The organism is Streptomyces sp. Y309, assembly GCF_056712025.1.
On the sequence record NZ_CM160048.1, the window covers coordinates 7,463,975 to 7,479,702 of the forward strand.

The window sequence follows — 15,728 nt, forward strand, 5'->3', positions numbered from 1 at the left end:
GCCTCCGGTTACGGCTCCCGGCGGCCGTAACCGGGGCCCGCCACGCACCCCGTTCGGCGGTCCGGTTCCTTCGTTCGGCTGAGCTGTCGCGTACACCTGTTGCCTGATGCCGCGCTGCCCCTTTGACTCGTTCTTTGCGGAAGTCTGTGTGGTCAGTGACGGCATGGAGGTGCCTGCGATGCTTTCGGCCAGGAGTCTCTTCCAGGAGATCCTCGACAACGACGAGTCGTTCCGGCTGTTCTGCTCCATCGCGGCGAGCGGTGAGACCCAGGGCGGCTGGGAGAACGGGCGCATCGCGGCGCTCGTCCCCGCGAGTCAGCGCGAGATGGCGCCGAAGATCACCCGGCACGGCGCCGACGAGGACAAGCACGGGCGGATCTTCAACGCGCTCCTGAAGAAGCGCGGTCTGGACCCGGTCGAGGTGCCGCACGAGACCGACTACACGATGCTGCTCGAGAAGCACGGCATCGGCCTCGCGCACGAGAAGCTCCGCGCCGACGAGCCGCTCACCGAGCAGGACATCATCACGTACCTGTCGCACAGCCGCGTCACCGAGCAGCGCGCCGCCGACCAGATGGTCATGCTGCGCAAGTACTTCGGGAACCACCCGGAGGTCGGCAAGGCCGTGAAGATGATCTCGAACGACGAGGACAACCACCTGGCGTACTGCCACGAGGAGCTGCTGGGCTTCGCGTACGCCGGACACGGCCGCACCATCCAGCGGACGCTGCGCGAGTGCTCGCTCGTCGAGATCGGCATCTACCGCGACGTCAGCCTCGCCGTCATGGAGCACATGGGCCGCATCCTGCGCTGGTCCCCGACCAAGTCCAAGACGCTCGCGGCGGGCATCCACGCGATGTACGCGTACGAACGCGCCGGCGGCTGGCGGCGGATGGTGTCCCTCAAGATGCCGGAGCGGCGCGACGCCCTGGGCGGACCGGCCACGTCCGCGCCCGAGTTCGCCTGAGGAGGCCGCTGAGGGTGTTCACCTGAGGCAGCCCGTACGGAGACTGACGCAGCCCGTACGGAGACGCAGGCCCCGCGCCCCCGCGGGGCCTACATCCACCCGCGGTGCTTGAACAGCCGGAACAGGCCGACCTCCAGGGCGACCATCAGCAGGATCACCGCCGGATACGCCCACCACCAGCGCAGCTCCGGCATGTGGTCGAAGTTCATGCCGTAGATGCCCGCGATCATCGTGGGCACCGCGGCCATGGCCGCCCACGCGGAGATCTTCCGCATGTCGTCGTTCTGCCGCACGCTCATCTGCGCCAGATGCGCCGACAGGATGTCCGTGACCAGGCGGTCCAGGCCCTCCACCGACTCGTTCACGCGCGTGAGGTGGTCGCTGACGTCCCGCAGATACGGCTGCGCCGACTCGTTCACGAACGGCACGGGACGGCCGAAGGGGCCCACGCCCGCGAGCCGGGCGACGGGCATCGCAAGGGGCCCGGAGGCGCGCCGGAACTCCAGGATCTGGCGCTTGAACCGGTAGATCCTGGAGGCGGCGGATTTGCGCGAGCCGCCGCCCCCCGGAGAGAAGACCTCCGCCTCCAGGACCTCCAGGTCCGTCTGCAGCTCGGCGGCGACCTCCAGGTAGTGGTCGACCACGGCGTCGGCGATGGAGTAGAGCACCGCCGTCGGCCCGTGTTCGAGCACCGTGGGCTCCGCCTCCAAGCGATGGCGTACGGTGCCGAGCGGCGCGCCCTCGCCGTGACGGACGGTCACCACGAAGGAGTCGCCCATGAAGATCATGAGTTCGCCGGACGTGACGGAGTCGCTGTCCGGCTCGTACACCACCGGCTTCAGGACCACGAAGAGCGAGTCGTCGAACACCTCGAGCTTGGGCCGCTGATGGGCCTTCAAGGCGTCCTCGACGGCCAGCGGATGCAGCGCGAACTCCTCGGTGACCAGGTCGAACTCGTCCTCCGTCGGCTCGTACAGACCGATCCAGACGAACGCGTCGCCGATCGCGCGCGCCTCGTCCAGGGCCTCGGAGAAGTCCGTGGGACCCTCGGTGCGCAGCCCGTGCCGGTAGATGGCGCAGTCAACGATCACGCAGCGCATTCTTCCGAACCTTCGCTGCGGGCGCACCCGGTCTCCGGCTTAGGCTGGCCCGCATGCCCACGCTGATCCTTGTGCGCCACGGACGCTCGACCGCCAACACCGCGGGCCTGCTCGCCGGCTGGACGCCCGGCGTCGGCCTCGACGAGCGCGGCTCGGAGCAGGCCGCCGCGCTGCCCGGGCGGCTCGCCGCGCTGCCCCTGGCCGAAGTCGTCACCAGCCCGCTGCAGCGCTGCCAGGAGACCCTCGCGCCGCTGCTCGCCGCCCGCCCGGAGCTGCGGGCCCACACGGACGAACGCATCGGGGAGTGCCACTACGGGGACTGGTCGGGCCGCAAGCTCGCCGAGCTCGCCGACGAGCCCCTGATGGAGGTCGTCCAGCAGCACCCGTCCGCGGCCGCCTTCCCGGGCGGCGAGTCCCTGCGGGCCATGCAGACACGGGCCGCGGAGGCCGTACGCGAGTGGAACGCGCGCGTGGAGCGCGATCACGGCGCCGACGCCGTCTATCTGATGTGCTCCCACGGCGACATCATCAAGTCCCTTGTCGCGGACGCCATCGGGCTGCACCTCGACCTCTTCCAGCGCATCTCCGTAGAGCCCTGTTCCGTCACGGCGATCCGCTTCACGCGGCTGCGCCCCTTCCTCGTACGCCTCGGGGACACCGGCGACTTCGGGTCCCTGGCCCCGCGCGAGGCGCCCCCGGGCGACGATGCTCAGGTGGGGGGCGATGCGGGCGCACCGTGATCGTCGGCCGCAGTAGGGTGCAGTCGTCGCGTGAAGTACATGCAGTCGATTCCAATGGAGACAGGACGTGTCCCGTCAGGTGTTCCTCTACGACCCGCCGGAACGCTTCGTGGCCGGAACGGTCGGGCTCCCCGGACGGCGTACCTTCTTCCTCCAGGCTTCCGCGGGGGTCCGCGTGACCAGCGTCGCCCTGGAGAAGACGCAGGTGGCCGCGCTCGCCGAGCGGATGGAGGAGCTGCTCGACGAGGTCGTGCGGCGCAGCGGGGGCAGCGCGGCGGTGCCCGCCGTCGCCCCCTCCGAGATCACCGACAGCGCACCGCTGGACTCGCCCGTCGAGGAGGAGTTCCGGGTCGGCACGATGGCGCTCGCCTGGGACGGCGAGGAGGAGCGCATGATCGTCGAGGCGCAGGCCCTCGTCGAGCTGGACGCGGACTCCGAGGAGGACCTCGCGGAGGCCGAGGAAAGGCTTCTGCAGGACGAGGAGAACGGCCCGCCGATGCTGCGCGTGCGGCTCACCGGCGCCCAGGCCAGGGCCTTCGCCAAGCGCGCCCTCGACGTCGTGAACGCGGGCCGGCCGCCGTGCCCGCTGTGCAGCCTGCCGCTCGACCCGGAAGGACACGTATGCCCGCGCCAGAACGGATACCGGCGGGGAGCCTGACCGCCGTGGAACTGCTCACCCGCGGTGAGCTGACCGTGCGCGGGCAGATCCGGGAGGCGTCCAACGCGGTGCTGTACTGCACGGTGGCGTACGAGGAGCGGAGCGCCGCCTGCGTCTACAAACCCGTCGCCGGGGAGCGGCCCCTGTGGGACTTTCCCGACGGCACGCTCGCGCAGCGGGAGGTTGCCGCGTACGAGGTGTCCGAGGCGCTCGGCTGGGGGCTCGTGCCGCCCACCGTGCTGCGGGACGGGCCCTACGGCGAGGGGATGGTCCAGCTCTGGGTCGAGCCGGGGGACGGCGCCGAGGACGGCGGTGCGGAGGGTGGCGCGGAGCTGCTGGCCCTCGTCGAGGGCGACGAGCCCGGGGACGGCTGGAAGGCCGTCGGGTTCGCCGAGGTGGGCGAGGGGCGGCGGGCGCTGCTCGTGCACGCGGACGACGTGCGGTTGCGGCGGCTCGCCGTGCTCGATGCCGTGATCAACAATGCCGACCGCAAGGGCGGGCACCTGGTGTTCGACGCGGACGGGCGGCTGTTCGGCATCGATCACGGGGTCACGTTCAACGTCGAGGACAAGCTGCGGACGCTGTTGTGGGGGTGGGCGGGGGAGAAGCTGCCAGAGGAGGCGGTGGAGGCGCTTGGTTCCCTGCGGGAGGGCTTGGCGGTGGGGGAGCCGCTTGCCGGGCGGCTCGGGGAGTTGTTGACCTCCGCGGAGGTCGACGCCGTGCGGGAGCGGGTCGCCGCGTTGCTTGCCGCGGGGCGGCATCCTGGGCCGTCGGGGGAGTGGCCGGCCATTCCGTGGCCGCCGGTGTGAGTTCCCTGCCCTTGGCGTAATGGCGCCGTCGGCGTGGGCTGTGCCCACCCGTCCCGCCCCTGGCGGCCCAGCTGCCCACAGCGGGGAGCAAACGGACCAGGAAGAACTCCTTGCCCTGGGTCGTATGTGGACGGGGCGTCCGGTTAGGCTCAAGGCATGTATGCCTGGCCCGCTTCTGAGGTTCCCGTCCTGTCCGGCAAGGGCCGCGACCTCCGGATCCACGACACCGCGACCGGTGGACTCGTCACCCTCGCCCCCGGTCCCGTCGCCCGTATCTACGTCTGCGGCATCACTCCGTACGACGCGACCCACATGGGTCACGCGGCGACCTACAACGCGTTCGACCTCGTGCAGCGCGTGTGGCTCGACACCAAGCGGCAGGTTCATTACGTCCAGAACGTCACCGACGTGGACGACCCCCTCCTGGAGCGCGCCAAGCGCGACGGCAAGGACTGGGTCGAGCTGGCACAGGGCGAGACCGCGCTGTTCCGCGAGGACATGACCGCGCTGCGCCTGCTCCCGCCGCAGCACTACATCGGCGCCGTCGAGGCGATACCCGGCATCGTTCCGCTCGTCGAGCGGCTGCGGGACCTGGGCGCCGCCTATGAACTCGAGGGCGACGTCTACTTCTCCGTGGAGTCCGACCCGCACTTCGGCGAGGTGTCGGGGCTCGACGCCGCCGCCATGCGGCTGCTCTCCGCCGAGCGCGGCGGCGACCCGGACCGCGCGGGCAAGAAGAACCCGCTCGACCCGATGCTCTGGATGGCCGCCCGCGAGGGCGAGCCGAGCTGGGACGGCGGCTCCCTCGGCCGCGGCCGGCCCGGCTGGCACATCGAGTGCGTGGCCATCGCCCTCGACCACCTGGGCATGGGCTTCGACGTCCAGGGCGGCGGCTCCGACCTGGCCTTCCCGCACCACGAGATGGGCGCCTCGCACGCCCAGGCCCTGACCGGCGAGTACCCCTTCGCGAAGGCGTACGTGCACGCGGGCATGGTCGCCCTCGACGGCGCCAAGATGTCCAAGTCCAAGGGCAACCTGGTCTTCGTCTCCAAGCTGCGGCGTGACGGCGTCGACCCGGCCGCCATCAGGCTCGCCCTGCTCGCCCACCACTACCGCGCGGACTGGGAGTGGACCGACCAGGTGCTCCAGGACGCCGTCGAGCGGCTCGCCCGCTGGCGCGCCGCGGTGTCCCGGCCGGACGGTCCGCCCGCCGACGCCCTCGTCGAGGAACTGCGCGAGGCGCTGGCCAACGACCTGGACGCGCCCACCGCGCTCGCCGCCGTCGACCGCTGGGCCGCCCGCCAGGCCGCCGAGGGCGGCACGGACGAGGGCGCCCCGGGCGTCGTCTCGCGCGCCGTGGACGCGCTGCTCGGCGTCGCGCTGTAGCCGCCCGCACGCGACGACAGCGGCGCCGGACGGGAAGGACTCTGTCCGGCGCCGCCGTTCCACGGGTGTCTCACATGGCCCTGAGCGTCACCTGGTGATCACGATGGCGAGCAGCAGCCCCGGGTTGTTGGTGTCGTAGTAGCCGATCACCGGCAGCCCGAACGCGAAGGCCTCCTGCACCTGGTCGCGGGTGCGCTCGCTCGGGTTGACGTACACCCGCCAGTCGCCGTCGACGTACAGATGGAGGAGCGAGGCCTGGCCGGGGAGCGGCTGGACGACGTCCCAGAAGCTCTCCGCGATGTTCGCGGCGAGCGCCTGCGTCGAGATCTGCGGCGCCTGCGCCTGCGGGATCTGCTGCTGGCCGAGCTGCTGGAGCAGCTGCTGGAACGGCTGCTGCTGGCCGAGCTGCTGCATCTGCTGGCGCAGGTGCTGCGGGAGCTGCTGCTGGCCCTGCTGGCCCTGCTGGCCCTGCTGGCCGAACGGCTGCTGCTGGCCCATCTGGCCCATCTGGCCGGGCTGCGGCGGCGCGGTGCTCGGGCCCTGCTGGCCGAACTGCTGCGGGGCGAAGGGCTGCTGGCCCTGCTGACCCGGGACCTGCTGGCCCTGCTGCCCCGGGATCTGCTGGCCGTACTGCTGCCCCTGCTGGCCGAACGGCTGCTGCCGGCCGTACTGCTGCTGTGGGCCGTACTGCTGGCCCTGCTGCTGGCCCAGCTGACTCATTTGCGGGGTGGTGCTCATGCGGGTGCCACCTTCCGTCAATGGTCGGTCCGTTGATGTGTTCCCTGTCGCGTTGCGTGATGTGCTGCCTGATGTGCTGCCTGATGTGCTGCGTTCCGTCACGTGCCGTGGTTCAGCCCGTGACGACCAGGCCCATGACCTCGTCGTCCGAGAACCAGACACGTACGTCCGGTGATCCGCCGGCGAAGGCGGAGTGGACCGCCTGCCGGGTCTCGGGGGAGGGGTTGTTGAGGTTCCGCCACTGACCGGCCACGAAGAGCCGCAGCCGCGGCGGGAGTTCGGGCGGATACGGAATCAGCTCGTCCCAGTAGCGCTCGGCGCGCCCCGAGCCCACCGCCGCCGGCAGCAGCTTGGTGACCGCCGCCCTGATGTCGGGGCGGCTGCCGATCCGCTGGGACGCCGGGCGGCCGGGACCGTCCTGCTGCGGCGACCCCGTGGCCCGCAGCACCGCCCGCGCGCGGGACGACGTCATCGGCTGCTGGCCCGCGGCCTTGAGCATGCCCTGGAGCGCGGCGACGGCGCCGACGACGATCGGGGACGCCGACGACGTGCCGGAGAACGTGTCCGTGTACCAGGCGACCTCGTCCACGCCGCCCTGCAGGTCGCCCGGCTGGTTCCAGAAGCCGCCGGTCGTCGTGGTCTCGCGGCCCCAGCCCTGTGCGTCCACCCGCGCGCCGTAGTTGGAGAACGCCAGGCGCGAGCGGTCCGGGCCGTGGTCGCGGCCGTGCGTGCCGGGCGGTGGCGCGCCCGCGCCGACCAGGACGGCGTCGGACGACGGGTTGGACGGGTTGAAGGGGTTGCGCCACCAGGACGGGAACTCGTCCGGACGGCGCTCGTACACCGCGTCGTCCAGGGACTCGGCGCCGTTGCCCGCCGCGCCGACGACGATGATCCCCTTGGCCGTCGCGTACCGGACCGCGGCGAAGTCGTCCGGCCACCACTCGAGGGCGATGTACCCCCTCTGGTCGTCGCGCTCCTCGAACTCGAACTCCGGCCCCGGCCGGTGCAGTTCGATCAGGATGATGTCGCCCGGTACAAGGCGGTCCGCCGCGGCGTGGATCGTCGCCGCCGTACCGGCCGGCATGAAGGACGCGGCCGCGGTCACGGCGTCCGGCGCGATGCCGGTGATCCCCTGGTTGTTGCGGTCGGCGCCGATGACGCCGATCGTCGCTGTGCCGTGGTTGCGCCACGACAGATCCTGGATGGGGGTGCCGATGACCACGCCGGCGAGCTTCGCCGACAGGTCCTCGTGGCTGAGCTGCCAGGCACCCTCGACGTCGATGACGGTCACGCCGTCGCCGCCCCCGCCGAGCCGCTGCCAGGCCCAGTACGCGTCGACGCCCTCGGGCGCCGGGCTCAGGTAGCCCTGGCGGCCGCTGAAGTCGGGGGTCGCGGGCATGCCCTCCTTGCGGCGGCGGGCCTCGTCCGGCTCGCCCGTGCCCGCCTGCTGCCCGGCCGGGCCGAGCGTGGCGGGCACGGCGCCCGGCTTGACGTACGCCGTCTCGATGCCGGGCAGCGCGGCCATCCGCGCGCGCAGTTGGTCGGCGCGGTCCTCGCCGCCGCGCACTCGGTAGAAGAGCGTCAGGTCCGGTACGTCGTACGTCGTCTCCGCTGTCGCGGCCCGGAGCCGGTCCTCGCTGCCGAACAGCGGCTCCAGGACGAGCTGTTCATCGCTGAGGAACATGTTCAGGGCCGACACGTCGGCCCCCGTCGCCGAGCGGACGCCCTGCTCCTGGGCGCGCAGCCGGGCCTCCGGCCGGGCGACGACGATCAGTTCCTGCTCGGCGGCCCGGTAGGTGAACCCCGCCCCGTCGGGTCCGGGGCCACTGCCTCCGGGATCGCTGCCCCGCTGCACCTGGTCGGTCATCGCTCCACCGCTCCCTTCGCATCCCTGTCGATTCCTGAGCCCCGCGCCTCGCCTGCCTTCCGGTCGTTGCCCACCCTGCTACTGCCGGGCCCGGTCGTCCAGACCTCTTTCGCCCAACTGTGTTTGAAAAGAAGTTGAGTTGGGAACCGTGTGCATTTCATCAAGAAACCCGTGTCACGTCCCATACCGGCCAAAGGTGTACGAGGTGGAGGAGGCGGGCGTGCCTCCTGAGACCTGGGCAACGCGAAGGGGCGGCCCCCTCGCGGGTGCCGCCCCTGGTGCTCGCTGCGTCCTCGTCCAGGCTTGTCGCAGCCCGTCTCAGTCTGTCTCAGCCCGTCTCAGTCCTCGGAGGAATCCCCCGGCTCGGAATCGTCGCCCTTGCCGTTGCCCTTGCTGTTGCCCTTGGCTGTGCCGGTGTCGGCGGCGTCGCTCGGCCGCTCGTCGTCGGCCGAGCCGGACTCCGGGCTTGACGCGGCCGGGCCGCCCTCGGCGTCCTTGCCGTCCTTGGCGTCGCCCTCCGGACGCGGCTGCGGCTTCGGCGGGCGGGTGCGCCCGCTCGGCGTATCGCGCAGATACGCCGCTCCGTCGCCGCCGTCCGTGGCGTGCCCGCCCGGCTGGCCGGGGCCGCCGACGGGGCCACCGCCGACCTGGCCGGTCCCGGCGACAGGACCGGGCCCGCCGCCGTCGCGCCGCCGCAGATACCGCTCGAACTCGCGCGCGATGGCCTCGCCGGACGCCTCGGGGAGCTCCGCGGTGTCCCGCGCCTCCTCGAGGGACTGGACGTACTCCGCGACCTCGCTGTCCTCGGCGGCGAGCTGGTCGACGCCGAGCTGCCAGGCGCGCGCGTCCTCCGCCAGCTCGCCCTGCGGGATCCTGACGTCGATCAGGTCCTCCAGGCGGTTCAGGAGGGCGAGCGTCGCCTTCGGGTTCGGCGGCTGCGAGACGTAGTGCGGCACGGCCGCCCACAGGCTGACCGCCGGGACGCCCGCGTGCGTGCACGCCTCCTGGAGGATGCCGACGATGCCCGTCGGGCCCTCGTACTTGGTCTCCTCCAGGTCCATGGTGCGCGCCAGATCCGGATCGGAGGTGACGCCGCTGACCGGGACCGGGCGGGTGTGCGGGGTGTCGCCGAGCAGCGCCCCCATGATCACGACCAGCTCCACGCCCAGCTCGTGGGCGAAGCCGAGCAGCTCGTTGCAGAACGAACGCCAGCGCATGGACGGCTCTATGCCCCGCACCAGGACGAGGTCGCGCGGCTTGTCGCCGCCGACGCGGACCACGGAGAGCCGGGTCGTCGGCCACGTGATCTTGCGCACTCCGCCGTCCAGCCACACCGTGGGCCGGTTGACCTGGAAGTCGTAGTAGTCCTCGGCGTCCAGCGCCGCGAACACCTCGCCCTTCCACTCCTTGTCGAGATGCGCGACCGCGGTGGAGGCGGCGTCGCCGGCGTCGTTCCAGCCCTCGAACGCGGCCACCATGACCGGGTCGATCAGCTCGGGTACCCCCTCGAGCTCGATCACCCAGGCCTCCTTCCGACGTTCTCCTCTAAGTACGCCCCAACCTTACGGCGTCCCGCGGGGCCCTCCGCAGCCCCCCGGCGGCGCCGAGTGCCGGGATCACTGCCCAGGTCAACTGCCCGTCACGCATGGTTCACAGGGTGGAGCGCAGCCACTGCTCCACGCTCGCGATGTGCACCGTCGCCCAGGACCGCGCCGCCTCCGCGTCCCGGTCGCGCAGCGCCGCCAGGATCGCCCGGTGCTCGTGCAGGGTGCGGCTGACGGCGTCCTCCTGGGTCAGGCCGCGCCAGATGCGGGCCCGGGTGGTCGGTCCGGACAGGCCGTCGAGCAGCGAGCACAGCACCGAGTTCCCGGACGACTGCACGATGCCGCGGTGGAACTCCAGGTCGCAGGCCACCAGCTCCTCCACGCTCGGCGCGGCGCCGAGCGCGTCCAACTGTTCGGTGAGCGTGTCCAGTTCGGACTCGGTGATGCGGGTGCTGGCCATCGCCGTGGCCGCGGGCTCCAGGATCCGGCGCACCGCGAGGAACTCGAGGACGGTGTCGTCGCGGTGGAAGTCGACGACGAAGCTCAGCGCCTCCAGGAGGAGCTGCGGGTCCAGGCTCGTGACGTACGTCCCGTCGCCCTGCCGCACGTCCAGGATGCGGATCAGCGACAGGGCGCGCACCGCCTCGCGCAGCGAGTTGCGGGAGAGGCCCAGCTCGGCGGCCAGCTCGCTCTCCTTGGGCAGCCGGTCGCCGGGGCGCAGCGCGCCGGAGACGATCATGCCCTTGATCTTTTCGATGGCCTCGTCCGTGACAGCCATGGGGACCTCGCCTCAGTGTGCGGACCGGTACGGACCGGCGGAAATAGACATCCGATGTATCGGCTCATTATGTCCCCTGCGGCCGCCCGTGAGCAGGGGGTTCAGCCGAAGCGCTCGATCCTGATCCGGTCCACCGGCTGCCCGCCGTCCACCAGGAGCCGCGAGGCGTGCTCGGCGAAGCCGTTCGAGCCGCAGATGTACGCCTCCCAGCCGCCGTCGGGCTGCCCGGCGCCGTGCTCGTCGCTGAGGTAGGGCGCCAAGTGCCCGGCGTGCAGGCGGCCTTCGGTGCCGGTGAGGACGGCCGTGGTCTCGTCGCCGTACTCGTCCGCGTAGATCAGGTCCTCCCGGGTGCGGGCCGAGACGATCAGGCGCAGCGGCACCGTCAGGCCCGCGCGGCGGTGGTGGCGGATCATCGACATCAGCGGTACGACGCCGGAGCCCGCGCCGAGCAGCAGCGCGGGCCGGTCGCCGGGCCAGGCGAAGAATCCGGACAGCGGGCCGCGCACCTCCACGGTGTCGCCCACCCGGGCCACGGTGTGCAGATGCCCGGACACCTCGCCGCCCGGCGCGTGGTCGAGGGTCAGCTCGATCTCGCCGCTGTCGTCGGGCGCGGACGCCAGCGAGTAGTGGCGCTGGGCCACATAGCCGTCCGGCGCGGTGAGCCGCAGCATCAGGTGCTGGCCGGGCAGATGGCCCTGCCAGTCGGGCACCTTGAGCCGGAACGTCGAGGCGGCGGGCGTCTCGCGGCGGATCTCCGTGATCAGGGCGGGCTGCCAGACGGCGGCCGAGCGGTTGCTGACGGCGATGCGGCCGGGGACGGCGAAGGCGGTCTGCATGTCAGTCCCCCACATATCGCTGCTCGCGCCACGGGTCGCCCCGGTGGTGGTAGCCGTTCTGTTCCCAGAAGCCCGGCTCGTCGTGGTCGAGGAGCGTGAGGCCCGCGATCCACTTGGCGCTCTTCCAGAAGTACAGGTGCGGGACGATCAGCCGGGCGGGCCCGCCGTGCTCGGGCGGCAGCGGCGCGCCGTCGTACTCCCAGGCGATCCAGGCCCGGCCGCCGGTCACGTCGGCCAGCGGCAGGTTGGCGGTGTAGCCGGTGTGGGAGTGGGCGACGACGTGCGTGGCCGCGGGAGTCGGCCCGGCGGCGGCGAGGAACGCGTCCAGGCTCACGCCGCCGAAGCGCACGCCGAACTTGGACCAGCTCGTCACGCAGTGGATGTCGCCCCGGTACTCCGACGCGGGCAGGGCGTGCGCCTCGTCCCAGGTCCAGGTGCGCGGGCGCGCGACGAGGCCGTCGACGCGGAACGTCCAGTCGGCGGCGGCCAGACGCGGCGTCACCTCGGCGGAAAGCACGGGCCAGCCGTCGCGGGCGTCGTACTGCCCCGGGGGCAGGCGCGGGTCGCGGTCGGCGGCGCGGGCGCGGCCGGTGAAGCCGCGGGTGGGTTCGGAGGTCATGTGCTGACGTTTCCGGTCAGGTGCTCGGTGGTCGTACGGGGGCGGGGCACCGGGGCGGACACCGCGTCCTGGAGGCCGCGCACGGCTCGGCGCTCGTCGACGGTGAGCAGGGCCCGCCCGCGCATCAGGACGCGGCCGTCCACGACGGTGTCGCGCACGTCCGCGGCCCCGGCGGCGTACGCGAGCGTCGCGTACGGATCGTGCCGGGGTGCCAGATGCGGCCGGTCCAGGTCGAGGACGATCAGGTCGGCGCGCTTGCCCGGTTCCAGGGATCCGAGCTGCTCGCCGAGCCCGAGGGCCCGCGCGGAGTCGATGGTCGCCATCCGTACGGCCTGCTCGGCGCCCACCGCCGTCGGGTCGCCGCCCGCCTTGTGCACGAGCGCGGCCATCCGCACCGCGCCGAGCAGGTCGAGCGTGTTGGAGCTCACCGCGCCGTCGGTGCCCAGGCCCACGGTGACGCCCGCCGCGGCCAGGTCCGGCACCCGCGCTATGCCGCAGCCCAGCTTCAGGTTGGACACCGGGCAGTGCGCGACGGCCGTGCGCGTGCGGGCGAGCGCCGCGATCTCGGCGTCGGTCAGGTCGACGGCGTGCGCGAGGAGCGTGTCCGGGCCCAGCACGCCGAGCGCGTCGAGGAGTTCGACGGGCCGCATGCCGTGCAGCTCGGTGACGGTGGCCACTTCGGTGGTGTTCTCGGCGGCGTGCAGGTGCAGCAGGGCGCCGTGCGCGCGGGCCAGCGCGGCGATCGCGGTGAGCTGCTCGGGCACCAGCGTGTACGCGGAGTGGGCGAACACCACGGGCCGGGTGCCCGGCGCCGGGGTGCGGGCGGCCAGGTGGGCTTCGGCCCAGCCGAGCCGGTCCGCGTAGGGGCGGCCGTCCGGCGGCCCCGGCACGTCCATGAACGTCGGCCCGGTCAGCAGCCGCCAGCCTGCCGCGCGCGCCACCTCCTCGGCCGCCTCGTGGAACCAGTACATGTCGAGCGCGGCCGTCACCCCGCCGCGTACCGACTCCGCGATCGCCGCCCGGATGCCCGCCGCGACCGTCTCCGGCGACAGCAGCGCGGCCTCGCGCGGGATGACGCGCTCCAGGAAGCCCTGGAGCGTCACGTCGTCGGCGGAGCCGCGCAGCAGCGTCATCGCCAGGTGCGTATGGGTGTTGATGAGCCCCGGCAGGACCAGACAGCCGCGCGCGTCGATCTCCTCGGCCGCCGTGTACGCGGCGCGCAGCCGCGCGGCGGGGCCGACCTCGACGATCTCACCGGCGCGCACGGCGACCGCGCCGTCGGGGACGACGGTGCCGGACGCGTCGACGGTGAGGACGTCGCCGCCGTGGACGAGGAGATCGATGGGAGTCATGCGTTCCGTTCCGTGCGAAGGGGTGCGGTGGATGCGGTGGGTGCGGGACCGGGGACCTGGTGGGGCAGCCCGGCGTCCTCGGCGGCCAGCAGGCACAGTGCGTCCAAGGTTATCCGGGCGCCGCGGGTGACTCCGTCGGCGACCACGGTGCGGTGCGGGTCGTAGCCGCCGGTGGCCTCCTTGTCGACCAGTTCGTCGGCGTTGGCGCCGTCGACGACGAGCGCGCCGCCCGCGATCAGGCCGTGCGTCGAGGCGAACACGTACAGCGCCGACAGCTCCATCTCGATGGCGGCGACCCCGGCCCGCTCGTAGGCGTCGGCGGGCAGCGGCAGGAAGCCCGGCTGGAAGGCGGCCCGGGTCCACACCACGCCGCGGTGGTACGGGGCCCGTGCCGCGCGGGCCGCGCGCTGGAGGGCGAGCACCGCCTCCGGCGCGGCGAACGCCGGGTACTCGGCGGGGATCAGCTGCTGCGTCACGCCGTCGTCGCGCACCGCCGCGTCCGCGACGACCAGGTCGCCGTCCCCGACGCCGGGCCGGATCGCGCCCGCCGTGCCGAGCCGGATGAAGTGCGTCACACCGGCCTCGGCGAGCTCCTGGAAGAGACACAGCGCGCCGGGCGCGCCCACGCCGTGCGAGGACACGACGACGGGCAGGCCCTGCCAGGTGCCGGTGAAGGTGCGGTACTCGCGGTGGTACGAGACCTCCTTGGCGTCGTCCAGGAGGTCGGCGACGGCCGCGGCGCGCGCGGGGTCGCCGACGACGACGGCGTGCGGGGGCAGGCCGGAGCGCGGGACTCCGGAGACGGGCAGGGGGTCGGTGGGGGTCGGCGTGGTCATCAGGGGGCTCCTAGCAGGGGGCTAGCAGGGGGCTAGCAGGGGGCCAGCAGGGGGCGGACGGCTTCGGTCTCGGCCTTGCTCTCCGAACGGTGTCGGCCTTCTTGCTCTCCGAGACCGGTGTCGGCCTTGCTCTCCGATTCCTCTCCGAGAACAACGTCACATTGCCGAGGGCGAGTTGCGCCCCCGCGAGCCCGCACAGTACGCGCGCGGGGAGTGAGGCTAACACCAGGATTCGGACGGCCGCGCGGACGTCTCGAATTGTGGTTCGAGCAGGTCAGGTACGGTGGCGGCACCCCTCAATCGCCCCGATGTCCCCGTGGACCCTTCGGAGTTGAGCATCATGAGCAGCCAGGATCTGCGCGCCGTCGTCTGGACGGCCACGGCGGACGCGCCCGCCCTGTCCCTGATCGACCAGACGGCGCTCCCGCACTCGCTGGAGCGCCTCGAAGTGCGCACCGTCGACCAACTCGTCGACGCGATTGTGCGGTTGGTGGTGCGCGGCGCCCCCGCGATCGGCGCGGCGGGCGCGTACGGCGTGGCGCTCGCCCTGGCCCAGGGCGGGCGGGAGGGCTGGTCCCGCGCCCGGCTCGACGCGGAGATCGCCCGCGTCCGGGCGGCGCGGCCCACCGCCGTGAACCTGATGGCGTGCGTGGACCGCGTCGCACCGCGCGTCGACGAAGGCCTCGACGCCGTGCTCGCCGAGGCGCACGCCGTCGTCGACGAGGACCTCAAGGCCAACCACGCGATGGGGGCGTACGGGGCCGACTGGCTCCTCGACCGCGTCGGCGTCGACCGCCCGCTGCGCGTGCTCACCCACTGCAACACCGGCGCCCTCGCCACGGCCGGCTGGGGTACGGCGCTCGGCGTCATACGTGAACTGCACCGGCGCGGGCGCCTGGAGACCGTGTACGCCGACGAGACCCGGCCGCTGCTCCAGGGAGCCCGGCTCACCGCCTGGGAGCTCGCCCAGGAAGGCATCCCGCACTTCGTGCAGGCCGATTCCGCCGCCGCCGGGACCATCCTGCGGGGCGAGGTCGACGCGGTCGTCGTCGGGGCCGACCGGATCGCCGCGAACGGCGACACCGCGAACAAGGTGGGCACCGTCGGGATCGCGCTCGCCTGCGCCTACGCCCGGATCCCGTTCGTCGTCGCCGCGCCCACGACCACGGTGGATCTGGCGACCGCCACCGGTGACGGGATCCGCATCGAGCTGCGGGGCGAGGACGAGGTGCTCGCGTGGGGCGGGGTCCGGACGGCTCCGGGGGCCTCGCGCGGGCACAATCCGGCGTTCGACGTGACGCCGGGGGGACTGGTGTCGGCGTTGGTGACGGAGCGGGGGGTGCGGGAGGTTGCGGCGGGAGAACTTCCCCAAGCCCGCCCCTTCCCGCTGTGTTGATTAGCGGCTCCGCCGCGGGCAGGGGGCTCCGCCCCCTGGACCCCCGTATCGCCGCTTCGCGGCTCGTCCTCAAACGCCGGACGGGCTGATCATGTGCGGCTG

The 15,728-nt window shown here is 72.8% G+C and carries 15 protein-coding genes; 6 read left to right on the forward strand and 9 right to left on the reverse strand.

Annotated features, from left to right (window positions below):
• The first annotated feature begins 178 nt into the window (after positions 1-178).
• Complete coding sequence (locus AC0KTA_RS31005; RefSeq protein WP_481051509.1) at positions 179-967, forward strand: ferritin-like domain-containing protein; 789 nt, start codon at positions 179-181, stop codon at positions 965-967.
• 89 nt (positions 968-1,056) lie between these two features.
• On the opposite strand, the gene corA is transcribed toward AC0KTA_RS31005, so the two are convergent.
• On the reverse strand, positions 1,057-2,058 hold the full coding sequence (gene corA / locus AC0KTA_RS31010) for a magnesium/cobalt transporter CorA (protein WP_481051510.1): 1,002 nt from the start codon (positions 2,056-2,058) through the stop codon (positions 1,057-1,059).
• Positions 2,059-2,120: 62 nt separating this feature from the next.
• On the opposite strand from corA, the gene AC0KTA_RS31015 reads away from it, so the two are divergent.
• The 4 genes from AC0KTA_RS31015 (at position 2,121) to mshC (ending at position 5,660) form a co-directional block, all read left to right on the forward strand.
• Complete coding sequence (locus tag AC0KTA_RS31015; RefSeq protein WP_481051511.1) at positions 2,121-2,807, forward strand: histidine phosphatase family protein; 687 nt, start codon at positions 2,121-2,123, stop codon at positions 2,805-2,807.
• Between the two features lie 67 nt (positions 2,808-2,874).
• Positions 2,875-3,465 carry a DUF3090 domain-containing protein gene (locus AC0KTA_RS31020; RefSeq protein ID WP_481051512.1) on the forward strand — a complete coding sequence of 197 codons (591 nt, stop codon included), beginning with the start codon at positions 2,875-2,877 and terminating at the stop codon, positions 3,463-3,465.
• The gene (locus AC0KTA_RS31025) at positions 3,429-4,274 is read left to right on the forward strand and encodes an SCO1664 family protein (RefSeq protein WP_481051513.1); all 846 of its coding nucleotides are present in this window, start codon (positions 3,429-3,431) and stop codon (positions 4,272-4,274) included. The genes AC0KTA_RS31020 and AC0KTA_RS31025 overlap by 37 nt, the downstream gene beginning before the upstream one ends.
• Before the next feature lie 156 nt (positions 4,275-4,430).
• The gene (gene mshC, locus AC0KTA_RS31030; RefSeq protein WP_481051514.1) at positions 4,431-5,660 is read left to right on the forward strand and encodes a cysteine--1-D-myo-inosityl 2-amino-2-deoxy-alpha-D-glucopyranoside ligase; all 1,230 of its coding nucleotides are present in this window, start codon (positions 4,431-4,433) and stop codon (positions 5,658-5,660) included.
• Between the two features lie 87 nt (positions 5,661-5,747).
• Here mshC and AC0KTA_RS31035 read toward each other — a convergent pair whose 3' ends face one another.
• The 8 genes from AC0KTA_RS31035 to AC0KTA_RS31070 all read right to left on the reverse strand — a co-directional run bounded on the left by AC0KTA_RS31035 (position 5,748) and on the right by AC0KTA_RS31070 (position 14,230).
• Entirely contained in the window at positions 5,748-6,398 is a 651-nt protein-coding gene (locus tag AC0KTA_RS31035) for a hypothetical protein (RefSeq protein WP_481051515.1), read from the reverse strand.
• A gap of 112 nt (positions 6,399-6,510) precedes the next feature.
• Positions 6,511-8,265, reverse strand: a complete 1,755-nt coding sequence (locus AC0KTA_RS31040; RefSeq protein ID WP_481051516.1) for a S8 family peptidase — start codon at positions 8,263-8,265, stop codon at positions 6,511-6,513.
• Positions 8,266-8,603: 338 nt separating this feature from the next.
• Positions 8,604-9,785, reverse strand: coding sequence for a PAC2 family protein (locus AC0KTA_RS31045; RefSeq protein WP_481051517.1), 1,182 nt, complete (start codon positions 9,783-9,785; stop codon positions 8,604-8,606).
• A gap of 130 nt (positions 9,786-9,915) precedes the next feature.
• Positions 9,916-10,587 carry a FadR/GntR family transcriptional regulator gene (locus AC0KTA_RS31050; RefSeq protein ID WP_481051518.1) on the reverse strand — a complete coding sequence of 224 codons (672 nt, stop codon included), beginning with the start codon at positions 10,585-10,587 and terminating at the stop codon, positions 9,916-9,918.
• A gap of 101 nt (positions 10,588-10,688) precedes the next feature.
• A complete protein-coding gene (locus tag AC0KTA_RS31055) occupies positions 10,689-11,423 on the reverse strand; it encodes a ferredoxin reductase (RefSeq protein ID WP_481051519.1) in 735 nt (244 codons plus the stop codon).
• Between the two features lies 1 nt (position 11,424).
• Positions 11,425-12,042, reverse strand: a complete 618-nt coding sequence (locus AC0KTA_RS31060) for a sulfite oxidase-like oxidoreductase (RefSeq protein ID WP_481051520.1) — start codon at positions 12,040-12,042, stop codon at positions 11,425-11,427.
• Complete coding sequence (locus AC0KTA_RS31065; protein WP_481051521.1) at positions 12,039-13,394, reverse strand: amidohydrolase; 1,356 nt, start codon at positions 13,392-13,394, stop codon at positions 12,039-12,041. Before AC0KTA_RS31065 ends, AC0KTA_RS31060 begins: the two co-directional genes overlap by 4 nt.
• Positions 13,391-14,230, reverse strand: coding sequence for a nucleoside phosphorylase (locus tag AC0KTA_RS31070; protein ID WP_481051522.1), 840 nt, complete (start codon positions 14,228-14,230; stop codon positions 13,391-13,393). The genes AC0KTA_RS31065 and AC0KTA_RS31070 overlap by 4 nt, the downstream gene beginning before the upstream one ends.
• Before the next feature lie 340 nt (positions 14,231-14,570).
• Here AC0KTA_RS31070 and mtnA point away from each other — a divergent pair, with 340 nt between their 5' ends.
• On the forward strand, positions 14,571-15,626 hold the full coding sequence (mtnA, locus tag AC0KTA_RS31075) for an S-methyl-5-thioribose-1-phosphate isomerase (RefSeq protein ID WP_481051523.1): 1,056 nt from the start codon (positions 14,571-14,573) through the stop codon (positions 15,624-15,626).
• Positions 15,627-15,728 lie beyond the last annotated feature (102 nt).

Coding starts and splice junctions, on each gene's coding strand:
- AC0KTA_RS31040 (WP_481051516.1), bottom strand. CDS start 8,265: ATGACCGACCAGGTGCAGCGGGGCAGCGATCCCGGAGGCAGTGGCCCC.
- AC0KTA_RS31005 (WP_481051509.1), top strand. CDS start 179: ATGCTTTCGGCCAGGAGTCTCTTCCAGGAGATCCTCGACAACGACGAG.
- AC0KTA_RS31065 (WP_481051521.1), bottom strand. CDS start 13,394: ATGACTCCCATCGATCTCCTCGTCCACGGCGGCGACGTCCTCACCGTC.
- mshC (WP_481051514.1), top strand. CDS start 4,431: ATGTATGCCTGGCCCGCTTCTGAGGTTCCCGTCCTGTCCGGCAAGGGC.
- AC0KTA_RS31025 (WP_481051513.1), top strand. CDS start 3,429: ATGCCCGCGCCAGAACGGATACCGGCGGGGAGCCTGACCGCCGTGGAA.
- AC0KTA_RS31060 (WP_481051520.1), bottom strand. CDS start 12,042: ATGACCTCCGAACCCACCCGCGGCTTCACCGGCCGCGCCCGCGCCGCC.
- AC0KTA_RS31015 (WP_481051511.1), top strand. CDS start 2,121: ATGCCCACGCTGATCCTTGTGCGCCACGGACGCTCGACCGCCAACACC.
- AC0KTA_RS31035 (WP_481051515.1), bottom strand. CDS start 6,398: ATGAGCACCACCCCGCAAATGAGTCAGCTGGGCCAGCAGCAGGGCCAG.
- AC0KTA_RS31055 (WP_481051519.1), bottom strand. CDS start 11,423: ATGCAGACCGCCTTCGCCGTCCCCGGCCGCATCGCCGTCAGCAACCGC.
- mtnA (WP_481051523.1), top strand. CDS start 14,571: ATGAGCAGCCAGGATCTGCGCGCCGTCGTCTGGACGGCCACGGCGGAC.
- AC0KTA_RS31050 (WP_481051518.1), bottom strand. CDS start 10,587: ATGGCTGTCACGGACGAGGCCATCGAAAAGATCAAGGGCATGATCGTC.
- AC0KTA_RS31070 (WP_481051522.1), bottom strand. CDS start 14,230: ATGACCACGCCGACCCCCACCGACCCCCTGCCCGTCTCCGGAGTCCCG.